Here is a 26,765-nt window from a genome sequence, read left to right on the forward strand (position 1 = left end):
CGGCCGCCGGTGACCCGCCCCGGGGCGTACGCCCGTGGGCCGATGCCGGGCGACGGCGGGCTGGCTACCGTGTGCGGCATGGATGCGACCGCACCGCCGCCGCGCCGCGCCCCGGCGCTGGCGCGGGCGGCGCTGCCCTGGATCGGCGTCGCGGTGCTGCCGGTCGCCGTGCTCATGGCCCCGGTCGTGGCGTCGAGCCGCAACGGCGTGGGGTTCGGCGACTGGTGGCTCTCCGAGCGCTATCTGGTGCCGCTGCTGGCCCTGGCCCCGCCCGCCGGCCTGCTGCGGCGCCGGCCGGTGCTGGCCCTGGCGCTGATGCTCGTCGCGGCGTGCGTGGTCACCGTGGTCGTCAACGTCCCGGAGGACGGCTACCTCGCCGACATCTGGTACGCGCAGTTCCTGGCGGTGGACACGGTGGCGGGGCTGATCGCGGCGAGGAGGTCCCGCCGCGTCTCGGTGCCGGTGGCCGTCGTGGTGCTCGCCGTGCAGATCACTGCGAGCTTCGTGAACCCCTCGACCGACCCGGTGAGCCGCGCCATGATTTCCGTGCTGGCGGTCGTCACCGCGTGGACGGTCGGCAACTCGGTGCGGGCCCGGCGCGGCTACGCCGAGGCGCTGCGGTCGCACGCCGCCGCCGAGGCGGTCACCGCCGAGCGGCTGCGCATCGCCCGCGAGCTGCACGACATGGTCGCGCACAGCATCGGGGTGATCGCCATCCAGGCCGGCGTGGGGGCCCGGGTCATCGACACCCAGCCGGCGCAGGCGCGCGCCGCGCTGGCCACCATCGAGGCGACCAGCCGCGACACCCTGGCCGGCCTGCGGCGTACGCTCGGCGCGCTGCGCCGCCCGCAGTCGGAGTCGGCGTCGCTGGATCCGACGCCCGGGCTGGACGACCTCGACCGGCTGGTCGCCGCCGCGGCCGACGCCGGGGTGCGGGTGGACCTGCGGCGCGACGGCGAACGACGGCCGGTCCCGGCCGAGGTCGACCTCGCCGCGTTCCGGATCGTGCAGGAGGCGCTCACCAACGTGGTACGACACGCGGGCAGCGACCGGTGCCGGGTCACCGTCACGCACTCCCCCGACGAGGTCGCCGTGGAGGTCGTCGACGACGGTCGGGGCGGCGCGGTCGGCGGCGAGGGGCACGGCATCGTGGGTATGCGGGAACGCGTCGCCCTGGCCGGCGGCCGGTTCCACGCCGGACCGCGCCCGGAGGGCGGCTTCCGGGTGGCGGCGTCGCTGCCGGTGCCACCGTCGACGGCGGTGTCACCGGTGTCGCCGGCGGCGGTGGAGCCGGCCAGGGCGGGGGAGCGGTGAGCGTCCGGGTGCTGCTCGTCGACGACCAGCCACTGGTCCGCGCCGGCCTGCGGGTGCTCATCGCCGACGCCCCCGACATCGACGTCGTCGGCGAGGCGGGCACGGGGGCCGAGGCGGTGCGGCTGACCCGCGAGGTCGTGCCGGACGTGGTGCTGATGGACCTGCGGATGCCCGGCATGGACGGCATCCAGGCCACCCGCGCGATCACCGCGCACGGCGGCCTCACCCGCGTCCTCGTGCTCACCACCTTCGACGACGACGAACACGTGCACGCCGCGCTGCGCGCCGGCGCGAGCGGGTTCCTGGTCAAGGACATGGCGCTGGACGACATCCTGGGCGCGGTCCGGGTGGTCGCCGCCGGGGACGCGCTGATCGCCCCCGGGGTCACCCGCCGGCTCATCGCCGAGTTCGCCCGGCGGCCGGCCGCCGCCGCCCCGACCCGGGCCCTCGACGGCGTCACCGAGCGGGAGCGCGAGGTGCTGACGCTCGTCGGCCGCGGCCTGTCCAACGGCGAGATCGCCGCCGAGCTGGTGATCAGCGCGGCCACCGCCAAGGCGCACGTGGCCCGGCTGTTCAGCAAGCTGGGCGCCCGCGACCGGGTGCACCTCGTCATCGCCGCCTACGAGGCGGGGCTGGTCTCCCCGGCGGGATGAGGCGCGCGACCGGGTGGGGCGGGCGCGCTCCGGGCGGTCAGCGCAGCATGGCCGTCGGTCAGTGCGGCGCGGAGCCGGTCAGCGAAGCGTGGCCGCCGTGCGGCGCGGAGCGGGTCGGCGCAGCGCGGCCGTGACCACCCGGCGGTGCTCGGCCAGCCAGTCGTACCAGCCGTGCACCATGTCGGCGACCCCCGCCTCGCGGAGCTGGCACATGGCCGGGTCGCCCCGCTCCGCGCCGGCCGCGATCCCGCGCCAGGTCCCGTCGATCTGGGCGAGCATCACGTCGACCAGTTCGGCGCGGGGCAGCGCGAGCGACCCCGTGCCGGCCGCCTCGTAGGCGTCGCAGAGCAGCCGGGCGCGCCGGCCCAGCTCCACCGGGTCGGCTCCCGGCCCCGGCGCCGCCCAGTGCCAGGCGGCGAAGGCGACATCCTCGACCCGCCGGCCGGGCGCGGCGAGGTCCCAGTCGATCAGCGCCACGGGCAGCGGGCCGGCGGGGGAGTCCCGGTACACCGTGTTCTTCGGGGACAGGTCGCGGTGGCAGACCGTCTCGGCGTCCCCGGCCAGCGGGCTGCCCGCGCAGGCGTCGTGCAGCCGCCGGACCAGCTGGGCCAGCCGGGTCAGCGCCGGGTCGGCGAAGTACGCCGGATCCTCCCGGTCCCGCCACGGCACCCGGCCGTCGACGTGGCTGAGCACCTGCCGACCCTGCTCGTCCGCGCCGAGGTGGCGGGGCGCGACGTCCGCGCCCACCCGCTCCAGGTGCCGCAGCAGCGCGGCGACGAACTCGGCGTTCTCCGGCGGCGTACGCCGGACGGTGTCGCCGACCCGGACCACCTCGGCGATGAAGCCGCCGCGCAGCCGCTCCTCGGCGACGGTCGGGTCGACGCGGCCGGTGGGGCCGCTCGGCTGCCGCCCCTCGTGTTCCGGCCCGGTGCCCTCGCCCGCTCCGGGCGACCCGCTGCGCACGCCGGCCTCAGCTCGGCCCGAGCCGGCGCTGCCGCTCGGCGCGCCACCAGCGGCGGATCAGCACCACGCTGGCGACGAGGCCGAGCGCGGCCGGAGCGGCGCCGAACCAGTTGACGTCGCCCGGGGAGGTGACCGCCGCGCCCACCGCCGCGTAGCCGAACGCGGTGGGCGCGGAGGCGATCACGCTGCCGGCGAGGAACGGCAGCACCCGGGCGCCGGTGGTGCCGTAGCCGTAGCTGACCAGCCCGAAGCCGGCGATCGGCAGCAGCCGTACGGTGATCACGCCGAGGACGCTCTGCCGGGCGAACCAGCCGTCCAACCGGGCCAGCCGGCCGCGTACCCGGTCGGCGACGAACTCCCGCCCGAGCAGGCGGCCGACCGCGAAGCCCAGCGCCGCGGCGAGCAGCGCGGCGCCCAGCGCGTACGCGGCGCCCTCCAGCGCACCGAAGATCGCCCCCGAGGCGAGCGTGATGAAGGTCCGGGGGACCAGCGCGACCAGCAGCAGCGCCCCGCCGAGGACCGCCGCCACGGGGGCGAGGCCGCCCAGCCGGTCGGCCAGCCGGGGCAGCTCGTGCGCCTCGGGCAGGTCGACGACGAGCAGCACCGCCCCGAAGGTGACGAGCAGGAGCAGCAGCAGGGCGAACCGGACGGCCGACGGCTGCCGCAGCAGCCGCCGGACGGCGGGGATCATGCCCGGGCGGCGGCGGCCACCGCGGCGCGGCGCTCGGCGCGCAGCCGGTCCGGCCAGGTGTCGTCCAGCGGCGGGAGCTGGTGCGCCCCCGTGGCCCAGCGCAGCAGCAGGTCCGCCAGGGCGGGATTGCGGGCCAGGGCCGGGCCGTGCGAATACGTGCCGAGCAGCTTGCCCCGCCACGCCCCCTCGGTGGCGCCGTCGTTGCCGACCCCGGCGGTGACCCGGGCCAGCGGGGAGACGCCCGGGCCGAGGTGGGTGCGCCCGCCGTGGTTCTCGAACCCGGTCAGCGCCGGCACGCCCAGCCGCGGGTCGATCTCGCCGGCCAGCTCGCCGACGGCGCGGGTCGGCCCCCGGTCGGAGGAGAGGTCGAGCAGCTCCAGCCCGGCGCAGAGGGTGCCCTTGGCGAAGAACGAGGTGCCGAGGAGCTGGTAGCCGGCGCAGACCCCGAACACGACCGAGCCCTGGGCGACCGCCCGGTGCAGGCCGCCGTCGGCGAGCAGCCGCTGCGCGCCGAGCGCCTGCGGGCCGTCCTCGCCGCCACCGATGAGGTAGATGTCGGCGGTGGAGGGCAGGCGCTGGTCGGAACGCACCTCCAGCACCTCGACCGGGAAACCGCGCTGCCGTGCCCGACGGGCGAGGATCAGGGCGTTGCCCCGGTCGCCGTAGGTGGAGAGCAGGTCGGGGTAGATCCAGACGATGCGCAGGCTCTCAGTTGACACGGTCCAACTCCGCTCGGATGTCCTGGAACGCGGTGTAGTTCGCGATGACCTCCAGGCGCCCCGGGGGCACCGACCGGACGGCGTCGGCGAATGTCCGCACATGCTGGAAGGGCACGTCGTTGACCTCCAGCCGGACCGCGAGGTCGTACGCGCGGTCGCCGGTGATCAGCACCTGCCGGCCCCGGAGCGGGGCGAAGTCGACGTCGAAGAGCCACGAGGTGTCCAGCCCGTCGGGGTCCCGGGCGTTGATGGAGAGCAGTGTCGGGGCGACGTCGGCCATGTCGAAGGCCTCCAGCCAGCTGGCCGGGTTCTTCGCCAGCAACAGCCGGATGTTGCGCCCGTCCCGGTCGACCTGCGCGTAGCGGCCCGCCACGGAGGTGACGGTGCCGAGCTGGAGCACCGCGTCCACGGGCCGGACGCCGAACTCGGCGGCGACGGCCAGCGCGGTCGCGGCGTTGCCGACGTTGACCTTGCCGGGGAGCTGGAGCTTGACCTTGTGCCAGGCGCCCGTCGGGTCGAGCACGCCGTCGTCCTCCACCGTCCACTGCGGCTCGGGCCGGCGCAGCGGGCAGCCGCTGCACCACCACTGGTCGCCGGAGCGCTGGATGGTGGAGCCGCACTCGGGGCAGACCCAGGAGTCGTCGTGCCAGCGCTGCCCGGCGCTGAACCAGGTGACGTGCGGCGGGGCGATGCGGTGGTCGTGGTTGGGCGGCGGGGTGGCGGCCCACACCACCATCGGGTCGTCGGCGTTGGCGACGACGCGCACGTTGGTGTGCCGGACCAGCGCGGCGCGCCAGAGCTGCGCCATCATGGCGACCTCCTTGGCCCGGTCGAGCTGGTCGCGGGAGAGGTTGAGCAGCGCCACCACGTGCGGCTCGGTGGCGTCCAGCACCTGGGCGAGGTAGTGCTCGTCCACCTCCAGCACCGCGTAGGGCGTGCTGCCGGCCTTGGCGAGCGCCGAGGTGTGCCCGGTCGGCATGTTGGCGCCGAACGAGTTGGTGGCGACACGGCCGAGCACCCCGACCGCCGCCGCGGTGAGCCGCGTGGTGGTGGTCTTGCCGTTGGTGCCGGAGATCAGGGCGATGGCACGCCCGGCCGACAGGTGGGCCAGCAGGTCCGGGTCGATCTTCAGGCCGATCCAGCCGCCGATCACGGAGCCGTCACCGCGCCCCGCGGCCCGCGACAGCGCCGCGGCGGTCCGCGACACCGAGCTGGCCACCTTTGCCCGCAGGGGCATCTTCGCGTCCGTCACCCGAGCGAGGTTACCGGACCGGCGCCCCCGCCAGATCGCCGCCGACGGCGAACCGTTCGGCCGGGGTGACCCGACGGGGTGGTCGGAACGCGCTCAGCCGGACGGAGTCGATCTATGTCGGAAAGCGGACCGGCCCGGCGGGCCCCGCGGCCCTCCACTCCGCTCCACCCCCGTTGACGTGCGGTTTTGCGCGCCAAAAGGCCGCGCCACGCGGGCGATTCTGGTTGCGGGTGGAGGGAAGTGGAGTAGAGTGGGGCGCAGTGGTGAGGCCGGGAGGGCCCACCGGCCCGGGGGGTCAGCGGCGCCGCGAACGCCGCTCAAGGGCGAGGGGGTTGGGCCGATGTTTCTCGGCACCCACACCCCGCGCCTGGACGACAAAGGCCGGTTGATCCTCCCGGCGAAGTTCCGGGACGAGTTGGCGGGGGGTGTCGTGATCACCAAAGGGCAGGATCGCTGCCTCTACGCCTTCCCGATGCCCGAGTTCCAGCGGATCGCGGAGCAGTTGCGCGCGCAACCGATGACGAACAAGGCGGCCCGAGCCTACAGCCGGGTCTTCTTCGCCAGCGCGCACGACGAGGTGCCCGACAAGCAGGGCCGGGTGACGATCCCGGCCCACCTGCGGGCCTACGCCGCCCTCGACCGGGATCTGGTCGTGATCGGCGCGAGCACCCGGGTGGAGATCTGGGACAAGGCTGCCTGGGAGACCTATCTCGCGGAGAGCGAAGACGACTTCGCCGACATCGAGGAGGGGGTGCTGCCCGGCGGTCTGTAGGGCGTGACGGCGCCCGACGTACTGCGAGATCTCCACCCGCTTTCGAGTTCCTGGCACCCCTTCCCCGGTGCCAGGCGCACGATCCGATCGGAGGGCCGCGGCCTCCGACGGGCGGGAGCGGATGGGGATCTGGCGGTACGACGGCACGGCGTCGTCCGACGACAGACGCGTGAAGGACGAAGGTTTCACACCAGTGGGGGTCGACATGGGGGAGCTACGCGGCACGCACGTGCCGGTGCTGCTCGAGCGGTGTCTCGAGTTGCTGGCCCCCGCGCTGGGCCGGGGCGCGCGGACGGTCCACGTCGACGCGACGCTGGGCCTGGCCGGGCACGCCGAGGCGGTGCTCGAGGCGCACCCGGAGACGGTGCTGATCGGGCTGGACCGGGACACCGAGGCGCTCGCCCACGCACGCGTCCGGCTGGCCCGCTTCGCCGACCGCGTCCACCTGGAGCACGCCGTCTACGACGAGCTGCCGGAGGTGCTCGGTCGGCTGGGCTACCCGGCGATTGACGGGATCCTGTTCGACCTGGGCGTCTCCTCCCTGCAACTCGACGCACCCGACCGCGGGTTCGCCTACGCGCAGGACGCCCCGCTGGACATGCGGATGGACCAGACCCGGGGGGTGACCGCCGAGGAGGTGGTCAACACGTACGCCCATCCGGACCTGGCCCGCGTGCTGCGGGTCTACGGCGAGGAGAAGTTCGCGGGCCGGATCGCCTCGGCGATCATCCGCGAGCGCGAGCGGAGCCGGATCACCTCGTCGGCGCGGCTGGCCGAACTGGTCAGGGAGTCGATTCCGGCACCCGCCCGACGAACCGGGGGACACCCGGCCAAGAGAACGTTTCAGGCTTTACGGATCGAGGTAAACAAGGAGCTGGCAGCGCTGGAGACGGCGCTGCCGGCCGCGCTCGACAAGCTCAACGTGGGCGGCCGCATGGTGGTCCTGTCCTACCACTCGCTGGAGGACCGGCTCACCAAGGCGGCGCTCAGCGACCGGGTCCGCAGCAAGGGCCCGGTCGACCTCCCGGTCGAACTGCCCGGGTCCGGTCCGACGTTCCGGCTGCTCAGCCGGGGCGCCGAACTGCCCGGGGAGGCGGAGGTCGCCGCGAACCCGCGGGCCGCGTCCGTGCGGCTGCGGGCCGCGGAGCGACTCGACCCGGACGCGGCGCAGCAGGGGGGTACCGACCGCGAACGGTACCGCCGGCGGGTCAAGGCGATGCACCAACCAGGGGCGGGGTCCGGAGGATCCGACACGGATCCGACGGACCCCGGGGGACGGGACAGGGACGGACGAAGAGGGGGAGGGACATGACTATTGACAAGCGCGACCGCCGGGACATCGCCGGCGGCGGGCAGCGCGCACCGCGGTCGGGGGGCCGGACCGCGGCGGAGCGGGCCACGCGCATCGGGACCGGCGCGCCGCGGGCGGACCGCGCGAACCGGCAGGGGGAGACTCGCGCCCGGGGGGCGCGCGAGTTCCCGACCCAGGGCAGCGCCGCGCTGCGGCCGGCCGAGCGGGACGCCGCCGTCACGGCACGTCCGCCCCGGCTGCGGGTGGCCCCGCCGCCGCCGGTGAAGGTGCCGCGGGCGCCCTTCGCCGCCCTGGTCGTGGTGCTGGTGGTCGGCGGGGTGCTCGGCATCCTGCTGGTCAACACGAAGATCAACGAGAACGCCTTCCGGCTGGAGAAGCTCCAGGAGCAGCAGGCCAAGCTCGACGTGGAGCAGCAGCAGCTGAACAAGCAGATCGCCGACGCGGAGGCCCCGGGCAACCTGGAGGCCCGGGCCCGCAAGCTCGGTCTGGTGGAGGCGGGCGAGCCGGCCTACATCCGGCTGCCCGACGGCAAGGTCATCGGCGTGCCGCAGCCGGCCGGTGGCCAGCCCTCGATCACCAGCCAGCAGGGCGCGGGAGGCTGACGACCGTGCCGCCGAGATCGGAGGAACCGCGCCGGGACGCCACAGGCTCCCGGCGCGGTTCGTCGCGTAACGCCGGTGGCCGGGGCGGCGAGCCGCGCTCCGGCGAGCCGGGGGTCGGTGGCATCTCCGACGCCCGGGCGTACACCCCGCGCGGGCGCACCGTGCGCGAGCAGCGCGCCGGCGGTCGCGCCGAGCGGGACGCCGACGCCGGCCCCGCCGAGCAGCGCAGGACGCCGCGCAGTACCCGCTCGGGCGACCCGTTCCGCCCCGCCCTCCAGGTCCTCGACGGCGGGCGCGCGGGCGCCGGCCGGGCCGGCCGCCGGGAGGCGGCGGGCCGCTCCGGCGTCGTCCGCACCGTCACGCCGCGCGCCCCGCGCCACGACGACGAGCCGCCGGCGCCGCGCCGCCGCACCGCGCCGCGCCCCGCGCGCCGGCCGGACCGTCCCGCCGCCCGGCGGCCGTCGCGCAAGCCGCCGAAGCCGCCCCGGCTGGCCGATCCCCGGCGTCGGCTGCGGCTGGGCACCGTGCTCACCCTGACGCTCTTCGCCGTCATCGGCATCCGGCTGGTCGTCCTCCAGGCCGTGGAGACTCCGGCGTACGCCGGCGGTGGCCTCACCGACCGGCTGCGCACCGTCACCCTGCCGGCGGCGCGCGGCGCCATCTACGACCGGGACGGTGCCCCGCTGGCGCACAGCGTCGAGGCCCGCTACGTCTACGCCGACCCCACCCAGATCGAGGACCAGCAGGCCACCGCCAAGGCGCTGTCCCCGCTGCTCGGCATGCCGGCGTCGGAGCTGGCCGAGAAGATGAAGCCCCGCAAGCGGGTCAACGGCGTCGACTCGCAGTTCGAGTACCTCGCCCGGGGGGTGGACATCGACCGGGCCCGGCAGATCACGGCGCTGGAGCTCCCCGGCATTTACACCCACCGCGACGAGCGGCGCGAGGTGCCCGGCGGGGACCTTGCGGCCAACCTGCTCGGCTTCACCAGCCAGGACATGGTCGGGTTGGAAGGGTTGGAGGCCCGCTACGACGACGTGCTGCGGGGCAAGGACGGCAAGCGGGTCTACGAGGTCGGCCTCGGCGACCTGGCCGCCCCGATCCCCGGCGGCTACAGCGAGACGACGAAGGCCAAGCCGGGCAGCTCGCTCCAGCTCACCATCGACCGCGACCTGCAGTTCATGGTGCAGCGGATGCTGAGCCGGCACATGGCGCAGAGCAAGGGCAGCACCGGCGCCGCCGTGGTGATCGAGATCCCCTCCGGCGAGGTGCTGGCCCAGGCCAGCCACCCCACCTACAACGCCGCGAAGCCCGTGCCGAGCGAGCCGACCGACCGGGAGGACGCGGCCACCAGCTTCGTGGTCGACCCCGGCTCGGTGCACAAGGCGATCACCTTCGGCGCCGCGCTCCAGGAACGCGTGATCACCCCGGACACGACGATGCCGATCGCGAACGTGATCATGAAGGGCGACACCCCGTTCACCGACACCCACAAGGCGCACGGGAAGCGGATGAGCCTGCCCGGCATGATGGCGTACTCGTCGAACGTCGGCACCATCCAGATCGCCGACAAGCTCGGCCCGGAGCGGCTCATCGACTACCAGAAGCGCTTCGGCCTCGGCGAGCCGACGCGGGTGGGCATGCCCGGGGAGGCCAGCGGGCGGCTGCTGCCGGCCGACGAGTGGAGCGGGTCGTCGGCCGGGTCGGTGCCGATCGGGCACAGCGTGGACGCCACGCCGCTGCAGATGGCCGCCGTCTACGCGACGATCGCCAACAACGGCACGTACGTGCAGCCGCGCCTGGTCAAGGAGGTGATCGGGCCGGACGGGAAGCGTACGCCGACCGAAGCACCGGTCACCCGGTCGGTGCTCAGCCCGGAGAACGCCGCCGCGTTGCGGCACATCCTGGAGGCGGTCACCACGGTCGAGGACGCGACCGGCAGGGCCGCGGCGATCCCCGAGTGGCGGGTCGCCGGCAAGACCGGCACCGGCTGGCGGCTGGTCGACGGGCGTAAGCAGCTCGGCGAGGTGGCCTCGTTCATCGGGATGGCCCCGGCCGAGAAGCCGCGCTACGTGATCGCGGTCTTCGCGCACACCCCCTCCGGCGGGGGTGGGGACATCGCGGCCCCCGCGTTCCGGGACATGATGCAGTTCACGCTGCGTCACTACGGGGTGCCGCCGAGTGGGGAGAAGGCCCCGAAGTTCACGGTCTATCCGCGTTGAGCGGCCACGCCGCGACATCATCGGTGAGTGCGGACGAACCACCGGGGCGGCAGTGCGGCCGGAACCGGACGACCGGGTAGGGTCTGACGCCGTGCCCGGCAATCCTCGTCCCCGTACCGTGATCGGTGTCCGGCTCGGCGACCTCGCCGCCCGGCTCGCCGTCGAGCCCCCGGAGGGCGCCGCCGAGCTGGTGGTGACCGGGGTGACCCACGCCAGCCAGGAGGTCCGCCCCGGCGACCTGTACGCGGCCCTGCCGGGCGCCCGCCGCCACGGCGCGGAGTTCGCCGCTGGCGCGGCGGCCGCCGGCGCGGTGGCCGTGCTGACCGATCCGGCCGGTGCCGCCGCGGTGGCCGAGGCGGGCCTGCCGGCGCTGGTGGTGTCCGACCCGCGCGCGGCGCTGGGCACCCTCGCCGCAGCCGTCTACGGCGACCCGACCGAGGGCCTGACGGTGATCGGGGTGACCGGCACGGCCGGCAAGACCTCGACGGCCTACCTGGTCGAGTCCGGCCTGCGCGCCGCCGGCCACACCACCGGCCTGATCGGCACCGTCGAGACCCGCCTCGGCGACCTGGCGATCGACAGCGTGCGCACCACCCCCGAGGCCACCGACCTGCACGCCATGCTGGCCGCCGCCCGCGAGCGCGGCGTCACCGCCGTGGTCATGGAGGTCTCCAGCCACGCCCTGGCGATGGGCCGGGTCGGCGGGGTCCGGTTCACGGTCGGCGGCTACACCAACTTCGGCTCCGACCACCTGGACTTCCACGCCGACACGGCGGACTACTTCGCCGCGAAGGCTCAGCTGTTCGACGGGCGCTGCGCGGTCGAGGTGCTCAACCACGACGACCCGGCGCTGAAGTCGCTGTACGGCCCGGCGACGGTCAGCTACTCGGCGGCCGGCGACCCGACCGCCACCTGGTGGGCCGACGGGATCGGCGGCGAGGGGTACGCGCAGCGGTTCACCGCGCACGGCCCGGACGGGCTGACCCTGCCGGCCGGCGTGGCGCTGCCGGGCCGGCACAACGTGGCCAACGCCCTGCTGGCCATCGCCGCGCTGGTCGCCGCCGGGGTGGACCCGCGGACCGCCGCCGCCGGGGTCGCCGCGTGCGGCGGGGTCCCCGGCCGGCTGGAGCTGGTGGACGCCCCCGGCCCGGTCCGGGGCGTGGTCGACTACGCGCACAAGGCGGACGCGATCGTCGCCGCGCTGGCGGCGCTGCGGGAGTACGGCGCCGGCCGGCTGATCTGCGTGATCGGTGCCGGCGGGGACCGGGACCGGGGCAAGCGGCCGGTGATGGGCGCCGCCGCGGCGGAGGGAGCCGACGTGGTGCTGGTGACCGACGACAACCCGCGCACCGAGGATCCGGCGGCGATCCGGGCCGAGGTGCTCGCCGGCGCCCGGGGGGCCGGCACGGCGGCCCGCGTCGAGGAGGTGGCCGACCGCCGGACGGCGATCGACGCGGCGGTCCGACTGGCCGAGCCGGGCGACGTGGTCGCGGTGCTCGGCAAGGGTCACGAACGCGGGCAGGAGATCGGTGGCGAGGTGCTCCCGTTCGACGACCGCACCGAGCTGGCCGACGCGCTGCGGGCGCGCTTCGCCGACCCGGCGGGTCAGCGGTGATCCCGCTCAGCCTGGCCGAGGTCGCCTCGGCGGTCGACGGGCGGCTGGCCGGCGCCGACCCGCAGGCCCGGGTCACCGGTCCGGTCGAGTTCGACTCGCGCAAGGTGCGCCCGGGTGCGCTCTTCGTCGCCTTCCCGGGCGAGAAGGTGGACGGGCACGACTACGCCGCCGGCGCGGTGGCGGCCGGCGCGGTGGCCGTGCTCGGCACCCGCGCGGTGCCCGGCGTGCCGATGGTGCTGGTCGACGACGCGCTGGCCGCGCTGGGCCGGCTGGCCCGCGCGGTGGTCGACCGGCTGCCCGGGCTCACCGTCGTCGGGTTGACCGGCTCGTCGGGCAAGACCACCACCAAGGACCTGATCGCGCAGCTCACCGCCCGGCTCGGCCCGACCGTCGCCCCGCCCGGGTCGTTCAACAACGAGCTTGGGCACCCGTACACGGCGTTGCAGGCCGGGCCCGAGACCCGCTACCTGGTGATGGAGAAGGGCGCCCGGGGGGTGGGGCACGTGCGCTACCTCTGCGACGTGGTGCCGCCCCGGATCTCCGTGGTGCTCAACGTCGGGGTGGCGCACATCGGCGAGTTCGGCTCGGTGGAGACGATCGCGCTGGCGAAGGGCGAGCTGGTCGAGGCGTTGCCCACCGACGGCCTGGCCGTGCTGAACGCCGACGACCCGCTGGTCGACGCGATGGCCTCGCGTACGGTCGCCCGGGTGGTCCGCTACGGCGAGGCGCCGCACGCCGACGTGCGGGCCGAGGACGTGACGCTGGACGAGCGGGGACGGCCCGCGTACACCCTCGTCACCCCGGAGGGGACCGCGCCGGTGCGGCTCGGGTTGACCGGCCGGCACCAGGTGTCCAACTCGCTCGCCGCCGCCGCGGTGGCCCGCGAACTGGGCATGCCGCTGGCCGAGCTGGCCACCGCGCTGGGCGCCATGGGGCTGGTCTCCACCCGTCGGATGGACGTCTTCGAACGCGCCGACGGGGTGACCGTGATCGACGACTCGTACAACGCCAACCCCGCCTCGATGGCGGTCGCGCTGCGCGCGCTGACCGGCATCGGGCGGGAGCGGCGCACCGTCGCGGTGCTCGGCTACATGGCCGAGCTTGGCCCGTTCGAACGCGACGGGCACGCCGAGGTCGGCCGGCTCGCGGCCGAACTGGGCGTCGACCGGCTGCTCGTGGTGGGCGAGCCGGCCGCGCCGATCCACGAAGGCGCGACATCGGTAGGGGACTGGGGAGGAGAGTCGGTGCTGCTCACCGATCAGGCGGCGGCCGTCGAGGTGCTGCGCAGCGAGTTACGACCGGGCGACGTCGTCCTGGTGAAGGGCTCCCGGTACCGCACCTGGGAGGTGGCCGACGCGCTGCGCGCGGACGCCGCCGGGGACGGATCCGGCCCGACGGCGACGGGGGGCGGCGCCGCATGAGGGCGGTCATCGTCGCCATCGGGGTGGCCTTCCTGGTCTCGCTGTTCTGCACCCCGATCGCGATCAAGGTGTTCGCCCGGCTGAAGGCCGGCCAGCCGATCCGATCAAACCTCGGGCTCGCCAGCAACGAGGGCAAGAAGGGCACGCCGACGATGGGCGGCGTGGTGTTCATCCTCGCCACGGTCATCGCGTACGTGGCCGGTCACCTGGCCCTGACGACCCTGCCGGACGCGCAGATCGCCCAGGTCGAGCCGACCATCACCGCCCTGGTGCTGCTGGGACTGATGGTCTTCTCCGGCGCGGTCGGCTTCATCGACGACTTCCTCAAGGTGCGCAAGCGGCACAGCGGCGGTCTCAACAAGCGCGGCAAGCTGCTCGGGCAGATCCTGGTCGGCGCGGTCTTCGGCGTCGTGGCGCTCTACTTCCCGAGCACCATGACCGACGCCTCGGGGGCCGAGACCAACACCGAGACCGTGGGCAGCACGACGCTCAGCTTCATCCGGGACATCCCGGCGCTGGACGTCACCAAGATCGGTGCGGTGGTCATCTTCATCTTCGTGGTGATGGCCGCGACCAACGGCGTCAACCTCACCGACGGCCTCGACGGCCTGGCCACCGGCGCCTCGGTGATGGTCCTCGCCGCGTACGCGCTGATCGCCTTCTGGCAGTACCGGCACTGGTGCGCCGACCCGAACTACACCCAGGACTACTGCTACGCCGTCCGGGACCCGCTGGAGATCGCGCTGATCGCCGGCGCGGCGGCCGGGGCCTGCGTCGGCTTCCTGTGGTGGAACACCTCGCCGGCGCGGATCTTCATGGGCGACACCGGCGCGCTGGGCCTCGGCGGCCTCATCGCCGGCATGGCGATGTCCACCCGGACGATCCTGCTGCTGCCGATCATCGGTGGCCTCTTCGTGATCATCACGATGTCCGTGGTGATCCAGATCATCTCGTTCCGTACCACCGGCAAGCGGGTGTTCCGGATGTCGCCGTTGCAGCACCACTTCGAGCTCGCCGGGTGGAGCGAGGTCAACATCGTGGTCCGGTTCTGGATCATCGCCGGCATCGGCGTGGCCATCGCGCTGGGCCTGTTCTACAGCGAGTTCCTCGCCAACATGACCTGAGCCGGCCGGCCGTTCCCGCCGCGGGGCCCGGGCGCGTGTCGCCCGGGCCCCGCGGCGCGTCCGGCCGCCGGGGACGCTCCGCGCGCCCCGGCGCAAGCCCGACACGCCGACCGGGCGGTTGCGCCGGTGGCGACCCCGCGGAACCGCCATGATGGTCGGGTGGGGGAGGGACGAGGCATCGAGGTCACGGCGGAGGGGACGTCCGGGCGGTCGGCGGGAGGCAGGGGTGCGCGCGACGCGCCCGCCGCGACGCGGGGGCCGGACGACGCCGGTCCCCAGGTGCCGCGCGGGCTGGACCCGGCGGGCGGGCTGGCCGCGCTGCGCGGGCTGCTGGACCGGCCGCTGGCCTCCTACTACCTGCTGCTGTCCAGCGCCGGCCTGCTGCTGCTGATCGGCCTGACCATGGTCTTCTCCGCGACCAGCGTCCGGGACTACGCGGAGAGCGGCAACGCCTCGACGTCCCTGGTCAAGCAGGCGATCTTCGCGGTGATCGGCATCGTCGCGTTCTGGGCGTGCCAGCGGCTGCCGGCGACGACCTACCGGACGCTGGGCCGGCCGCTGCTGTTCACCGCCATCGGCCTGCTGCTGGTGCTCAACCTGTTGCTCGTGTACGCCCGGCTGACCAAGCAGGACTCGGCTCAGATCGGCCCGGTCGAGGCCCGGCTGCTCTGGCTCTTCGTCGGCGGCATCCAGGTGCAGCCCTCCGAGTTCGCGAAGTTCGCCCTGGTGCTCTGGGGGGCCCACGTGATCGCCCGCAAGGGCGCCGCGCTGGGCTGGTGGCGCGAGCTGGCCACCCCGCTCTTCCCGGTGGTGGGCCTGCTCTTCGTCCTCGTCGGCTACAACGACCTGGGCACGATGCTCTGCCTGCTGGCCCTGGTGGTGGGGCTGCTCTGGGCGGCCGGGGTGCGCAAGCGGGTCTTCGCCGCGCTCTCCGCGGTGGGCCTGCTCGGCATCGGCGTGCTGGTCGCGGTGGCCTCGCTCGGCGCCGGCTCGGGCGAGACGGGCGCGGAGAACTACCGGCTGGCCCGGCTGACCTCCTTCATCGACCCGCCCCCACTCGACGCGTGCAAGGACGCGGGCTGCTACCAGATCGCCCAGGCCCGGTACGCGATCGAGAACGGCGGGTGGTTCGGCGTCGGCCTCGGCAAGAGCATCGCCAAGTGGCAGTGGCTGCCGGCGGCGGAGAACGACTTCATCTTCGCCGTGGTCGCCGAGGAGCTGGGCGTCGTCGGGTGCGTCGTGGTGGTGGCGCTCTTCGCCGTGCTGGCGTACACGGGGCTGCGGATCGCCCGTCGGGTCGAGGACCCGTTCCGCCGGCTCGCCGCCGCGGCGGCGACCACCTGGCTGGTCGGCCAGGCGGTGATCAACATCGGCGGGGTGGTCGGCCTGCTGCCGCTGACCGGTGTGCCGCTGCCGTTCATCTCCGACGGCGGGAGCGCACTGGTCGTCACCCTCGCCGCCATCGGGATGCTCGCCTCCTTCGCCCGTGCCGAACCCGACGCCGCCAGAGCGCTGCATGCCCGTCCGCCGGCCCGATGGGTCCGACTACTCTGGGCCCCGTTGCCGCCGCTTCCCGGGCGGCGCCGCCGTCCGGCGGCGCCCCCGGCTGCCCGAGGGTCCGTACCCCGGTCGCGGGAGCGGCGGCCGGACGATGTGGCCGCACCGCGCGGCGTCCGGCTGGACCGGACGCGCCGCGGGTCGGCGGACGAGAGGAGACGTTGATGGGTCCGCTGCGTTCGGTGGTGCTCGCGGGAGGTGGCACCGGGGGGCACATCTACCCGTTGCTCGCCTTCGCCGACTGCCTGCGCCGACACGACCCCGGCGTCCGGATCACCTGCGTGGGCACACCGAGGGGCCTGGAGAACGAACTGATCCCGCCCCAGGGCTACGACCTGCGCCAGATCCCGGCCTACCAGCTGCCCCGGTCGGTGAACATGAACCTGGTCAAGACCCCCGGCCGGATGTGGACCGCGGCCCGCGCCGCGGGCAAGGTCATCGACGAGGTGCGCGCCGACGTGGTGGTCGGCTTCGGCGGGTACGTCTCCGTGCCGGCCTACCTCGCCGCCTGGCGCCGCGAGCTGCCGATCGTGATCCACGAGGTGAACGTGCCGCCGGGGGTGGCCAACCGGCTGGGGATGCGGTTCACCAACCACGTGGCGGTCGGCTTCCCGCACCAGCCCGCCCAGGCCGAGGCCCTGCGCGACGCCCGGGTCGTCGGCGTGCCGCTGCGCCGGGGCATCGCCGGGCTGGACCGGTTCGCCATGCGCAACGCGGCCAGGGCCCACTTCGGACTCCGCCCCGACCTGCCGGTGCTCTTCGTCGCCGGCGGCTCGCAGGGCGCCCGTTCGATCAACCTCGCCGTGGCCGGCGCGGCCAAGGAACTCGCCCGCAACGGGGTGCAGGTGCTGCACGTGATCGGCGCCCGCAACGAGCCGGTGCCCGTGCCGACCGACCTGCCGGTGCCGTACGTGACGCTGCCGTACCTGTCCGAGATGGAGGCCGGCTACGCCGCGGCGGACCTGATGCTCGGCCGGGGCGGGGCGATGACCTGCGCGGAGGTGGCCGCCATCGGGCTGCCCACCATCTACGTGCCGTACCCGCACAGCAACCAGGAGCAGAAGCGCAACGCGCTGCCCGTGGTGGAGGCCGGCGGCGGGCTGCTGGTCGACGACGCCGAGCTGACCCCCGACTGGGTCGAGCGGACGGTCATCCCGCTGATCCGCGACCCGCACCGGCTGCACGCGATGGGTGCCGCCGCCGCTGCGTACGGCCGCCGCGACGGCGACGAGGCGCTGCTCAACTTCGTCTACGAGGCGGTGGCACGGTGACTCGACGCACCGCGACGGGAAGGTACTCGGCATGAACACCGCACAGTTCACCCCGGCCGGCACGCTCACCGCCGAGGACCTGGGCACGATCCACCTGATCGGGGTCGGCGGGGTCGGCATGAGCGGGCTGGCCCGGCTCTTCCTCACCCGCGGCATCCGCGTCTCCGGCAGCGAGCTGCGGGAGTGGCCCAGCCTGGCCGGCATGCGCGCCCTCGGCGGCACGATCCACATGAGCCACGAGGCGTCCAACCTCGACGGCGTCGACACGGTCGTCTACTCCTCGGCGATCCCGCAGGACCACCTGGAGATGGTGGAGGCACGCCGGCGCGGCCTGCGCGTACTGCACCGCTCCGAGGCGCTGGCCGCCGCGATGACGGGCCGCCGGACGGTGGCGGTCGCGGGCACCCACGGCAAGACCACCACCACCTCGATGGTCACCATGGTGCTCCAGCAGGCCGGGCAGGACCCGTCCTTCGTCATCGGCGGGGAGATCTCCGAGGTCGGCTCGGGCGCCCACCACGGCACGGGCGAGCACTTCGTGGTCGAGGCGGACGAGAGCGACCGCTCCTTCCTGATCTACCGCCCGTACGTGTCGATCATCACCAACGTCGAGGCCGACCACCTGAACACCTACGGTGACCTCGCCACGCTGGAGGCGGCCTTCGCCGAGTTCGCCCGGCTCACCGACCCGGACGGCTTCATCATCACCTGCGCCGACGACCCGGGCGGGCGGCGGCTGGCCGAGACGCTGCGCGCGGAGGGCCGTCGGGTGCACACCTACGGCGAGGCGGCCGACGCCGACCTGCGGCTGACCGACATCGCCTCGTCGGCCCGGGGGGTGCGCTACCTGGCGAGCATCGACGGGCGCTCGCTCGGCGAGTTCCGGCTGCCGGTGCCCGGGCGGCACATGGGACTCAACAGCGCCTCGGCCGTGCTGACCGCGTACCTGCTGGGCCTGCCGCTGGAGGCGGCGGAGGGCGCGCTCGCGGCGTTCCCCGGCGTGCGGCGGCGCTTCGAGCGCAAGGGCCTCGCGGACGACGTGCTGGTCTACGACGAGTACGCCTACCACCCGACCTCGATGACGCTGGCGTTGCGGACGCTGCGCGAGGTGGCCGGGGACGGCCGGGTGATCGTGGTCTTCCAGCCCTACCGGCTCTACCGCACCCGCGACCTCCAGGCGGAGATCGCCGAGTCGCTGGCCATCGCCGACGAGCTGGTGCTGCTGGAGGTCTTCGGCCCGGGCGAGCTGCGCGAGCCGGGGGAGGGGTCGGCGGCGCTGATCGAGGCGGTGCCGTTGCCGGCGGAGCGGAAGGTCTTCGTGGACTCGTGGGAGGCCGCGCCGGTGGAGGTGGCCCGGCGGGCCCGCCCCGGCGACGTCGTGGTGACCATGGGCGCCCCCCCGATCTCGCTGATGGGGGACCAGCTGCTGGCCGCGCTCTCGGCGCGTACGGCCGATCCGGCGGCGCCGGCGGGCACGACGCCCGGCGGCGACGCGGGCGGGACGACGACCATCGGCGGCACCGTCCCCGGCGTCGGCGGTGCCGGCGGCGCGGTCCCGGACGGCGCGGCGCCCGCGGCCGGATGAGTCCCGGTCCGGCGCGGGGGCGCACCACCGGCGCGGACGGTGGCGGCCGGCGCGGACCGGTGCGCCGGTGGCAGTTGGTCCGTGCCGGCAGCGACGCGGTCCCCGCCTCGACCCGCCGGTTCATGGCCCGGGCCCGGCAGCGTCGGATGCGCGCGGCGCTGCCGTGGGCGGTCGCCGCGGGCGTGCTCGCGGTGGCCGGGCTGGTCGCCTGGACCCTGCTCGGCACCGGCCTGTTCGGGGTGCGTGAGGTCCGCGTCGAGGGCGCCGCGCTCGTCACGACGGTGCAGGTCCGCGACGCGGCCGCGGTGCCCGACGGCGCCCCGCTGGCGCGGGTGGACCTGGCCGCCACCGCGCGGCGGGTCGGCGGGTTGCCGGCGGTCCAGCGGGCGGTGGTGACCCGGGACTGGCCGGACACGCTGGTGGTCCGGGTGACCGAGCGCACCGGCGCGGCGGCGGTGCCGCGCGGGGAGCAGTTCGTGGTGATCGACCGCGCGGGCGTGGTCTTCCGGACCGTGCCACGGCCACCGGACGGCCTGCCGGTGGTCCGGCTCGCCGAGCCGGGCCCGGACGACGGGTCGACCCGGGCGGCGCTGGAGGTGCTCGGCGCGCTCACCCCGCAGCTACGCGCCGAGCTGGTGGACGTGACCGTCGAGGGGCTGGCCCGGATCACGTTGCGGCTGCGCGGCGACCGGGTGGTGGTCTGGGGGGACGCGACCCGGGGCGCGGACAAGGCCCGGGTGGCCAGCGCCCTGCTCGACCGGAAGGCCGACACCATCGACGTCAGCGCTCCGGACGTGGTGACCCTGCGGTGACCGGTGGCTCCGCCCGCGACGTGACCCGTCCCGCTCCGGCGGCGACACGCCGAGCGGGTCCTTGGCTCATCGCGTGAGGGCGCTTACGTTGCCCCGAAGGGGATCAGTGGTTGACATAACTGTAAGCCTCTAGTAGAGGGTGAGGGTTTAATCCTGATCCTCACTGGTGACAGCTGTCGTCGGCCGCTGGTCTGGCCAGGCCTTACCCGGTCGGCCCATGCCAATCTCGAAGGGAAAGGACCGGAGATGACACCTCCGCACAACTACCTGGCGGTCATCAAGGTCGTCGGCATCGGTGGCGGCGGCGTCAACGCCGTCAACCGGATGATCGAGGTTGGGCTCAAGGGCGTCGAGTTCATCGCGATCAACACCGACGCGCAGGCGCTGCTCATGAGCGACGCCGACGTGAAGCTCGACGTCGGCCGTGAGCTGACCCGTGGGCTCGGCGCCGGGGCCAACCCCGACGTCGGCAAGAACGCCGCCGAGGACCACCGCGACGAGATCGAGGAGGTGCTCAAGGGCGCCGACATGGTCTTCGTGACCTGCGGCGAGGGCGGCGGCACCGGCACCGGCGGGGCGCCCGTGGTGGCGAACATCGCCCGCAAGCTCGGCGCGCTGACGATCGGCGTGGTCACCCGGCCGTTCTCGTTCGAGGGCAAGCGCCGCCAGGTGCAGGCGGAGTCCGGAATAGACGAGCTGCGCAACCAGTGCGACACGCTGATCGTCATCCCCAACGACCGGCTGCTGGCGCTCGGCGACCGCAACATCAGCATGATGGACGCGTTCCGCACCGCCGACCAGGTGCTGCTCTCCGGTGTCCAGGGCATCACCGACCTGATCACCACCCCGGGTCTGATCAACCTTGACTTCGCCGACGTGAAGAGCGTGATGAGCGGCGCGGGCAGCGCGCTCATGGGCATCGGCAGCGCGCGTGGTGAGAACCGCGCCGTCGAGGCGGCCGAGGCGGCCATCTCCAGCCCGCTGCTGGAGCAGAGCATGGACGGCGCGCGCGGCGTGCTGCTCTCCATCGCCGGCGGCTCGGACCTGGGCCTGTTCGAGATCAACGACGCGGCCCAGCTCGTCACCGACGCTGCCCACCCCGATGCCAACATCATCTTCGGCGCCGTCATCGACGACGCCCTCGGCGACGAGGTGCGGGTCACCGTCATCGCGGCGGGCTTCGACGGCGGCGCGCCGGCGTACAAGGCGGCAGAGCCGCCCCGCAAGAGCAACCAGAACCAGCCGACGCAGCCGAGCACCCCGGTCGCGCCGCCGGCCACCATGCCGGCCCCGCAGCAGTCGCCCCGCCGGGTGCTCTTCGACGACGTCGACGTGCCCGACTTCCTCAAGAACGGTTCCTGAGTACCGCCGATGACCGACAGCCCAGCCACGGTGCGCCCGGACCGGCGCGCCGAGATCGCGGCCGGCCTGGGCCGCGTACGGTCCCGGATCGCGGACGCCTGTGCCGCCGCGGGACGGGACGACTCCGAGGTCACCATGATCGCGGTGACCAAGACCTACCCGGCCGGGGACGTGGTGGCCCTGGCCGGGCTCGGCGTCGTCGACATGGGGGAGAACCGCGACCAGGAGGCGTCCGCCAAGTCGGCCGAGGTGGCCGCGGCGGGGGTGACTGCGCGGTGGCACTTCATCGGGCAGTTGCAGCGCAACAAGGCCCGGTCGGTGGTCCGCTACGCCGACGTCGTGCACTCGGTCGACAGTGTCCGGCTGGCGCGGGCGCTGGACGCGGCGTCGTCGACGGCGCGGGACCGGCCGCTGGACGTGCTGGTCCAGGTGAGCATCGACGGTGACGCGGCCCGGGGCGGGGCGCTGCCGGACTCGGCCGACCCGGGCGCCGGGCTCGGCGCGGTGGCCGAGGCGGTGGCCGGCGCGGAGGCGCTGCGGCTGGCCGGCCTGATGGCGGTGGCGCCGCTGGGCTGGGAGCCGGAGCGGGCGTTCGCCCGGCTGGCCGAGGTGGCCGCCGGGTTCCGGACGGTCCACCCGGGAGCAGCCGCGCTCTCCGCCGGGATGAGCGGCGACCTGGAAATCGCGATCCGGTACGGCGCGACACATGTCCGCGTCGGCAGCGCGTTGCTCGGAATGCGTCCCACGCTGCGGTAGCCTGACCGCGGGAAGCAAATTACATCTGTGTTGTTTGGGGGAGCGGCGTCCCGTTGTCGGGGGTCGTGGCACGCGACGCGAATCGCGTGCCAGGGGATTGCCGATCCGCTCCGGTGGGCAAGAGTGGTCCACTCGCGACAAGCGACACGGTACGGGGGCGCGTGCCGCACGGCGGACGGGAAGGGCGCGGGATGGGTGCACTGCGCAAGGCGGGGGTCTGGCTCGGTCTGGTCGAAGAGGACGACGAGCGGGCCTACGACGACGGTGGCTACGACAAGGGTGGCTACCGCGATTCGCGTTACCGGCAGAGCCGGTACTCGGAGGAGTTCGCCGACGACGACGAGGACGACTCCGAGGAGCCGCCGGCGCCCCGGTCCCGGCTGAGCGACCGTGGCCGGCTCTCCGAGCGCGCCGCCGCTCGGGCGGCCGACGCCGAGCGGGGTGACAGCGACCGGGCGGAGCGGGTCGAGCGGTCCAGCGTCCGCTCCATCACCCGCCCGTCGGCCGGTGAGACCTCGGGCGCGCTGACCTACCACACCCGCGACAACCTGGCCCTGGCGCCGCAGGCGCAGCCCCGGGAGCGCGCGGTGGTCGCCGAGGAGGAGCAGCGCTACCAGATCACCACGCTGCACCCCACCACGTACCGCGAGGCGCGCACCATCGGTGAGCACTTCCGCGACAACGTTCCGGTGATCATCAACCTCACCGAGATGGACGAGGCCGACGCGCGCCGACTTGTGGACTTCGCCGCCGGCCTCGCGTTCGGGCTGCGGGGTACGATCGAGCGCGTGACCAATCGGGTGTTCCTGCTCTCACCGGCCAATGTCCAGGTCACCGCGGAGGACAAGGCCAAGATCGCCGAGGGCGGCTTCTTCAGCCTGAGCTAGCCCCGCCCGACCCGAGGGACGTCGCCTGCCGTGTTGTCGATCGTGCTGCAAGTGCTGTACCTGGTGCTCTACTTCTTCCTGCTCGTCCTGCTGGCCCGGTTCGTCCTGAGCGCCGTCCTGCAGTACGGCCGTCGCTGGCAGCCGGGGCGTGGGGCATCGGTGGGGCTGGAAATCGTGTGGAGCGTCACTGATCCCCCTCTCAACGCGTTGAGGCGTGTGATCCCTCCGTTGCGAATTGGTACCGTGAGCATCGACCTGGCCTCACTTGTGCTCCTGGTTATCCTGTTCGTGCTGATGGAGTTCGTGTTGAGGCGGTCGATCATCGGCACCGTCTGATGACCGACGCGCTTTCGCGGCCGCAACTGACCCGAGGAGTTTCGATGCCGCTGACCCCGGCCGACGTCCACAACGTCGCCTTCAAAAAGCCGCCGATCGGCAAGCGGGGCTACGACGAGGAGGAGGTCGACGCTTTCCTGGACGAGGTCGAGCGCGAGCTTGCCCGTCTCATCGAGGAGAACAACGAGCTGCGCGCCCAGGTGGAGCGCGGCGGCCGCGGTGGCGCCCCCGCCGGCCCCGGTGGCGACGCCCGTCTCGCGGCGGAGCTCAACGACGTCAAGGCCCAGCTCGACCGGGTGCAGCGCGACAAGGCGGCGGCCGAGCAGGCCGCCCGCGCGATGCAGGCCGAGCTGGAGCAGGTCCGTTCCGCCGGTGGCCCGGCCGTCGGCGGCGCCGACGGCGAGCAGCAGGCGCTGCGGGTGCTGATGATGGCGCAGCGGACCGCCGACGACCACGTCTCCGACGCCCGTCGCGAGGCCGACCAGCTGCTCTCCGAGGCCCGTTCCAAGGCCGAGGAGGTCACCCGCGAGGCCCGCGCCAAGGCCGACGCCCTGGAGCGCGACGCCCGCCAGCGGCACCAGGAGGCCATGGGCGGCCTGGACGCCAAGCGCACGGCCCTGCAGAAGCACATCGAGGAGCTCAAGCAGTTCGAGCGCGAATACCGCACCCGGCTCAAGGCCTACCTGGAGAGCCAGCTGCGTGACCTCGACGGCCGCGGCCAGGGCCTGGAGGTCGAGATGACCCGTGGTGGTGAGGGCACCCGGGCCGCCAGCGGCGGCAACGGGCTGGCCACCGCCGGGCTCGCCGGCTCCTACGGCGGCGGCGGTCGCTCCGGCGCTCTCGAGACCGGTCGCTGAACCATCGGTCGGCGACCGTCGTCACGATGACGGTCGCCGACCTCGCCTCATCAGCACGACGCGGCGGGGGTGAGCCGTGATAGTCGCCAGTCTCCTGCTCATCCTCGTCGCGGTGGTGCTGCTGGTGCTCGGCCTGGCCGGTGGCTCCAGCGTTCTCCTGACCATCTCCATCGCGGCCAGCCTGCTGGCCGCCGTCGCGCTGGTCGCGGGCGCCCGCCAGGCGGCCGCGGGCCGGGCGGCGGCGGATCCGGGCCGGCCGGTCTGGCGGCCCCGTCGGGCGACCCGCCCGGCCGGGTCGGCCTTCGCCGGCGGGCCGCCGGTGGAGCCGGAGATCCCCGTCCAGCACGTTCCTTCCACGGTCGACGCCGACGGCACCGGGTGGCGGCAACCGCCCGAGCCGCCGGTGACCGACGGCGCCGTCCCGGCCGCCGCGCCCGGGGCCGGCCCCGCCGTGCCGTACGACGACGAGCCGCCCGCGCAGGACGTCACGCCGGTCGAGGCCGCCCGGGTGGCCCGCCTCGCCGCCGAGGTGCGGGTGGTCGACGGTCGGCCCCGCTACCACCTGGCCGACTGCGCGTACCTGGTGGGGCGGGAGCACGAGCCGCTTCCGGTCGCCGAGGCCGTCGACCTCGGCTTCACCCCGTGCGCCCGCTGCGCACCCGACACCGCCCTGCTCGCCGACGCCGGCCGGATCTGAGCGGCGGGACGCTTCCCGATGGACGCCACGCTGACCGTCGCGGTCCGGGTGAAGCCCGGCTCCGCCCGGGCCCGTGTCGGCGGCCGCTTCGACGGGCCGCACGGGCCGGCCCTGGTGATCGCGGTGCACGCCCCGGCCGTGGACGGGCGGGCCACCGAGGCGGCCCGGCGGGCGCTGGCCGGCGCGCTGGGCGTACGGCCGGCCGTGGTGTCGTTGCGGGCCGGCGCGGCCAGCCGCGACAAGCTCTTCCAGGTCGAAGGCCCCGCCCCGGAGCTGACGGAGGTGCTGCGCCGGCTGCGTGACGGGGCCGCCGGGTGACCGACGCCGGGGCCGGGCGGCGGTGACGCCGGGGCTGGATCTCGCGCTCCTGCTCGGCGCGGGTGTCCTGCTGGTCGCGGTCGGCGCGGTCCGGCTCTCCACCCGGCTCGGCGTGCCGAGCCTCCTGGCCTACCTGGCGCTCGGGGTGGCGATCGGGGAGACGGGGCTGGGCATCCGCTTCGACGACGTCGAGCTGACCCGGACCCTGGGCTTCTGCGCGCTCATCGTGATCATCGCCGAGGGCGGGCTGACCGCCCGGTGGAGCGCCCTGCGTCCGGTGCTCGGGCTGGCCGCCCTGCTCTCCACGGTCGGCGTGGTGGTCAGCATCCTGGTGGTCGGCCTCGTCGTGCACCTGCTGCTGGGACTGGACTGGCGGCTGGCCCTGCTCTACGGCGCGGTGCTCTCCTCCACCGACGCGGCGGCGGTCTTCGCCACGCTGCGCCGGCTGCGGCTGCCGCCCCGCCTGACGGCCACCCTGGAGGCGGAGTCGGGGATGAACGACGCCCCGGTCGTGCTGCTGGTGGTGCTGCTGTCCCGGGAGGGGGTCACCCACCCGTGGTGGTACGAGATCTCGCTGGTCAGCTACGAGTTGGGCGCCGGTGCGGCGGTCGGCTTCGCGGCCGGCGTCGGCGGGCGGTGGGCGCTGCGCCGGGCGGCGCTGCCGTCGGCGGGGCTCTACCCGATCGCGGCGGTCGGGCTGACCGTGTTCGCCTACGCCGCCGGCGCGGTGCTGCACGCCTCGGGCTTCCTCGCCGTCTACGTGGCGGGGGTGATCCTCGGCAACGCCCGGCTGCCGCACCGGCAGGCGATCCTCGGCTTCGCCGACGGCCTCGCGTGGCTGGCCCAGATCGGGCTCTTCGTGCTGCTCGGGCTGCTCGTCTCGCCGGGCCGGCTCGGCTCGGCGGTGCTGCCGGCCGTGGTCGCCGGGCTGGCGCTCGTGCTGCTGGCCCGGCCGCTGTCGGTGGCGGCGTCCGCACTGCCGTTCCGGTTCGACATGCGCGAGCAGGCGTTCCTGTCCTGGGCGGGGCTGCGCGGGGCGGTGCCCATCGTGCTCGCCACCATCCCGCTGTCGGAGCGGGTGCCGGGCGCCGACCGGCTCTTCGACTCGGTCTTCGTACTGGTGGTGATCTTCACGCTGTTGCAGACCGGGACGCTGGGGCCGGTGGCCCGCCGGCTGCGGGTGACCGCGCCGGCCGAGGCGACCGAGATCCGGGTGGAGACGGCGCCGCTGGAGCGGATGGGCGCGGACCTGCTCCAGCTGGAGGTGCCGCCGGGTTCCCGGCTGGCCGGGGTGCACGTCGACGAGTTGCGCCTGCCGCCGGGCGCCTCGGTGACGCTGGTGCTGCGCGACGGGGCGGGCGTCGTGCCCGGCCCGGACTTCCGCCTCAAGACCGGCGACAGCATGTTGATCGTGGCGACGGCCGGGGTGCGCGACGAGACGGAGCGGCGGCTGCGGGCGGTCAGCCGGCGGGGTCGGCTGGCCCGCTGGTTTGGCGAGTACGGCCAGGGTCCCGACGCGTGATCTGCTAGCGTTCCTTTTGCCCCAGTTAGGGATGACTAGGGGCCGAACGTTCGGTGCGTCGGAGCGGCACGTTGTCGTGCGCCTGTACGTTCCGTATTCTTGCGAATCTCCGGAGTGCGCGGCCCCGTCGCCGCGCGCCCCTTTTGTA

24 protein-coding genes and 1 pseudogene are annotated in these 26,765 nt (G+C 74.5%); 21 read left to right on the top strand and 4 right to left on the bottom strand.

Annotated features, from left to right (window positions below):
• Nucleotides 1–78: 78 nt before the first annotated feature.
• Nucleotides 79–1,314, top strand: coding sequence for a sensor histidine kinase (locus DER29_RS27480; RefSeq protein ID WP_121400918.1), 1,236 nt, complete (start codon nt 79–81; stop codon nt 1,312–1,314).
• Nucleotides 1,311–1,967 carry a response regulator transcription factor gene (locus DER29_RS27485; protein ID WP_121400548.1) on the top strand — a complete coding sequence of 219 codons (657 nt, stop codon included), beginning with the start codon at nt 1,311–1,313 and terminating at the stop codon, nt 1,965–1,967. The genes DER29_RS27480 and DER29_RS27485 overlap by 4 nt, the downstream gene beginning before the upstream one ends.
• 78 nt (nt 1,968–2,045) lie before the next feature.
• On the opposite strand, the gene DER29_RS27490 is transcribed toward DER29_RS27485, so the two are convergent.
• The 4 genes from DER29_RS27490 to DER29_RS27505 are packed head-to-tail and all read right to left on the bottom strand — an operon-like array spanning nt 2,046 to nt 5,577.
• Nucleotides 2,046–2,930 carry a phosphotransferase gene (locus tag DER29_RS27490; protein WP_199729569.1) on the bottom strand — a complete coding sequence of 295 codons (885 nt, stop codon included), beginning with the start codon at nt 2,928–2,930 and terminating at the stop codon, nt 2,046–2,048.
• Between the two features lie 7 nt (nt 2,931–2,937).
• Complete coding sequence (locus tag DER29_RS27495; RefSeq protein ID WP_370040777.1) at nt 2,938–3,720, bottom strand: TVP38/TMEM64 family protein; 783 nt, start codon at nt 3,718–3,720, stop codon at nt 2,938–2,940.
• Entirely contained in the window at nt 3,618–4,340 is a 723-nt protein-coding gene (locus DER29_RS27500; protein WP_121400550.1) for a type 1 glutamine amidotransferase, read from the bottom strand. The genes DER29_RS27495 and DER29_RS27500 overlap by 103 nt, the downstream gene beginning before the upstream one ends.
• A complete protein-coding gene (locus DER29_RS27505; RefSeq protein WP_121400920.1) occupies nt 4,330–5,577 on the bottom strand; it encodes a MurT ligase domain-containing protein in 1,248 nt (415 codons plus the stop codon). Before DER29_RS27505 ends, DER29_RS27500 begins: the two co-directional genes overlap by 11 nt.
• A gap of 355 nt (nt 5,578–5,932) precedes the next feature.
• Here DER29_RS27505 and mraZ point away from each other — a divergent pair, with 355 nt between their 5' ends.
• The 19 genes and pseudogenes from mraZ (at nt 5,933) to DER29_RS27600 (ending at nt 26,617) form a co-directional block, all read left to right on the top strand.
• Complete coding sequence (gene mraZ, locus DER29_RS27510) at nt 5,933–6,364, top strand: division/cell wall cluster transcriptional repressor MraZ (RefSeq protein ID WP_121400551.1); 432 nt, start codon at nt 5,933–5,935, stop codon at nt 6,362–6,364.
• A gap of 205 nt (nt 6,365–6,569) precedes the next feature.
• Nucleotides 6,570–7,683, top strand: a pseudogene (gene rsmH / locus DER29_RS27515) (16S rRNA (cytosine(1402)-N(4))-methyltransferase RsmH).
• Nucleotides 7,673–8,278, top strand: coding sequence for a septum formation initiator family protein (locus tag DER29_RS27520; protein ID WP_121400552.1), 606 nt, complete (start codon nt 7,673–7,675; stop codon nt 8,276–8,278). The pseudogene rsmH and the gene DER29_RS27520 overlap by 11 nt, the downstream one beginning before the upstream one ends.
• Nucleotides 8,279–8,283: 5 nt before the next feature.
• Nucleotides 8,284–10,497 carry a penicillin-binding protein 2 gene (locus tag DER29_RS27525; RefSeq protein ID WP_121400553.1) on the top strand — a complete coding sequence of 738 codons (2,214 nt, stop codon included), beginning with the start codon at nt 8,284–8,286 and terminating at the stop codon, nt 10,495–10,497.
• 52 nt (nt 10,498–10,549) lie between these two features.
• On the top strand, nt 10,550–12,112 hold the full coding sequence (locus DER29_RS27530) for a UDP-N-acetylmuramoyl-L-alanyl-D-glutamate--2,6-diaminopimelate ligase (RefSeq protein WP_121400554.1): 1,563 nt from the start codon (nt 10,550–10,552) through the stop codon (nt 12,110–12,112).
• The gene (gene murF / locus DER29_RS27535; RefSeq protein WP_121400555.1) at nt 12,109–13,533 is read left to right on the top strand and encodes a UDP-N-acetylmuramoyl-tripeptide--D-alanyl-D-alanine ligase; all 1,425 of its coding nucleotides are present in this window, start codon (nt 12,109–12,111) and stop codon (nt 13,531–13,533) included. Before DER29_RS27530 ends, murF begins: the two co-directional genes overlap by 4 nt.
• On the top strand, nt 13,530–14,657 hold the full coding sequence (mraY, locus tag DER29_RS27540) for a phospho-N-acetylmuramoyl-pentapeptide-transferase (RefSeq protein ID WP_121400556.1): 1,128 nt from the start codon (nt 13,530–13,532) through the stop codon (nt 14,655–14,657). The genes murF and mraY overlap by 4 nt, the downstream gene beginning before the upstream one ends.
• 309 nt (nt 14,658–14,966) lie before the next feature.
• A complete protein-coding gene (locus DER29_RS27545; RefSeq protein WP_121400921.1) occupies nt 14,967–16,379 on the top strand; it encodes an FtsW/RodA/SpoVE family cell cycle protein in 1,413 nt (470 codons plus the stop codon).
• Nucleotides 16,379–17,485: an undecaprenyldiphospho-muramoylpentapeptide beta-N-acetylglucosaminyltransferase gene (murG, locus tag DER29_RS27550; RefSeq protein ID WP_121400557.1), complete on the top strand. Its 1,107-nt coding sequence runs from the start codon at nt 16,379–16,381 to the stop codon at nt 17,483–17,485. Before DER29_RS27545 ends, murG begins: the two co-directional genes overlap by 1 nt.
• 31 nt (nt 17,486–17,516) lie before the next feature.
• Nucleotides 17,517–19,070, top strand: a complete 1,554-nt coding sequence (murC, locus tag DER29_RS27555) for a UDP-N-acetylmuramate--L-alanine ligase (RefSeq protein WP_121400558.1) — start codon at nt 17,517–17,519, stop codon at nt 19,068–19,070.
• The gene (locus DER29_RS27560) at nt 19,067–19,882 is read left to right on the top strand and encodes a cell division protein FtsQ/DivIB (protein ID WP_121400559.1); all 816 of its coding nucleotides are present in this window, start codon (nt 19,067–19,069) and stop codon (nt 19,880–19,882) included. Before murC ends, DER29_RS27560 begins: the two co-directional genes overlap by 4 nt.
• Before the next feature lie 246 nt (nt 19,883–20,128).
• Entirely contained in the window at nt 20,129–21,244 is a 1,116-nt protein-coding gene (ftsZ, locus tag DER29_RS27565; protein ID WP_121400560.1) for a cell division protein FtsZ, read from the top strand.
• Nucleotides 21,245–21,253: 9 nt separating this feature from the next.
• Nucleotides 21,254–22,000, top strand: coding sequence for a YggS family pyridoxal phosphate-dependent enzyme (locus DER29_RS27570; protein ID WP_121400561.1), 747 nt, complete (start codon nt 21,254–21,256; stop codon nt 21,998–22,000).
• 191 nt (nt 22,001–22,191) lie between these two features.
• Nucleotides 22,192–22,887 (top strand): cell division protein SepF, encoded by a 696-nt coding sequence (locus DER29_RS27575; protein WP_121400562.1) that lies wholly within the window; start codon nt 22,192–22,194, stop codon nt 22,885–22,887.
• Between the two features lie 30 nt (nt 22,888–22,917).
• Nucleotides 22,918–23,223: a YggT family protein gene (locus DER29_RS27580; RefSeq protein ID WP_088999245.1), complete on the top strand. Its 306-nt coding sequence runs from the start codon at nt 22,918–22,920 to the stop codon at nt 23,221–23,223.
• A gap of 44 nt (nt 23,224–23,267) precedes the next feature.
• Nucleotides 23,268–24,080 carry a DivIVA domain-containing protein gene (locus DER29_RS27585; RefSeq protein ID WP_121400563.1) on the top strand — a complete coding sequence of 271 codons (813 nt, stop codon included), beginning with the start codon at nt 23,268–23,270 and terminating at the stop codon, nt 24,078–24,080.
• A gap of 76 nt (nt 24,081–24,156) precedes the next feature.
• Nucleotides 24,157–24,777, top strand: coding sequence for a hypothetical protein (locus DER29_RS27590; protein ID WP_121400564.1), 621 nt, complete (start codon nt 24,157–24,159; stop codon nt 24,775–24,777).
• 18 nt (nt 24,778–24,795) lie between these two features.
• A complete protein-coding gene (locus DER29_RS27595; protein ID WP_121400565.1) occupies nt 24,796–25,095 on the top strand; it encodes a DUF167 domain-containing protein in 300 nt (99 codons plus the stop codon).
• A 22-nt stretch (nt 25,096–25,117) separates the two neighbouring features.
• Nucleotides 25,118–26,617, top strand: a complete 1,500-nt coding sequence (locus DER29_RS27600) for a potassium/proton antiporter (protein WP_121400922.1) — start codon at nt 25,118–25,120, stop codon at nt 26,615–26,617.
• The last annotated feature ends 148 nt before the right edge of the window (nt 26,618–26,765 follow it).

This window comes from Micromonospora sp. M71_S20 (assembly GCF_003664255.1).
Lineage (GTDB): Bacteria > Actinomycetota > Actinomycetes > Mycobacteriales > Micromonosporaceae > Micromonospora.

Coding starts and splice junctions, on each gene's coding strand:
- ftsZ (WP_121400560.1), top strand. CDS start 20,129: ATGACACCTCCGCACAACTACCTGGCGGTCATCAAGGTCGTCGGCATC.
- murG (WP_121400557.1), top strand. CDS start 16,379: ATGGGTCCGCTGCGTTCGGTGGTGCTCGCGGGAGGTGGCACCGGGGGG.
- DER29_RS27480 (WP_121400918.1), top strand. CDS start 79: ATGGATGCGACCGCACCGCCGCCGCGCCGCGCCCCGGCGCTGGCGCGG.
- DER29_RS27505 (WP_121400920.1), bottom strand. CDS start 5,577: ATGCCCCTGCGGGCAAAGGTGGCCAGCTCGGTGTCGCGGACCGCCGCG.
- DER29_RS27570 (WP_121400561.1), top strand. CDS start 21,254: ATGACCGACAGCCCAGCCACGGTGCGCCCGGACCGGCGCGCCGAGATC.
- DER29_RS27595 (WP_121400565.1), top strand. CDS start 24,796: ATGGACGCCACGCTGACCGTCGCGGTCCGGGTGAAGCCCGGCTCCGCC.
- DER29_RS27585 (WP_121400563.1), top strand. CDS start 23,268: ATGCCGCTGACCCCGGCCGACGTCCACAACGTCGCCTTCAAAAAGCCG.
- DER29_RS27560 (WP_121400559.1), top strand. CDS start 19,067: ATGAGTCCCGGTCCGGCGCGGGGGCGCACCACCGGCGCGGACGGTGGC.
- DER29_RS27520 (WP_121400552.1), top strand. CDS start 7,673: ATGACTATTGACAAGCGCGACCGCCGGGACATCGCCGGCGGCGGGCAG.
- mraZ (WP_121400551.1), top strand. CDS start 5,933: ATGTTTCTCGGCACCCACACCCCGCGCCTGGACGACAAAGGCCGGTTG.
- DER29_RS27575 (WP_121400562.1), top strand. CDS start 22,192: ATGGGTGCACTGCGCAAGGCGGGGGTCTGGCTCGGTCTGGTCGAAGAG.
- mraY (WP_121400556.1), top strand. CDS start 13,530: ATGAGGGCGGTCATCGTCGCCATCGGGGTGGCCTTCCTGGTCTCGCTG.
- murC (WP_121400558.1), top strand. CDS start 17,517: ATGAACACCGCACAGTTCACCCCGGCCGGCACGCTCACCGCCGAGGAC.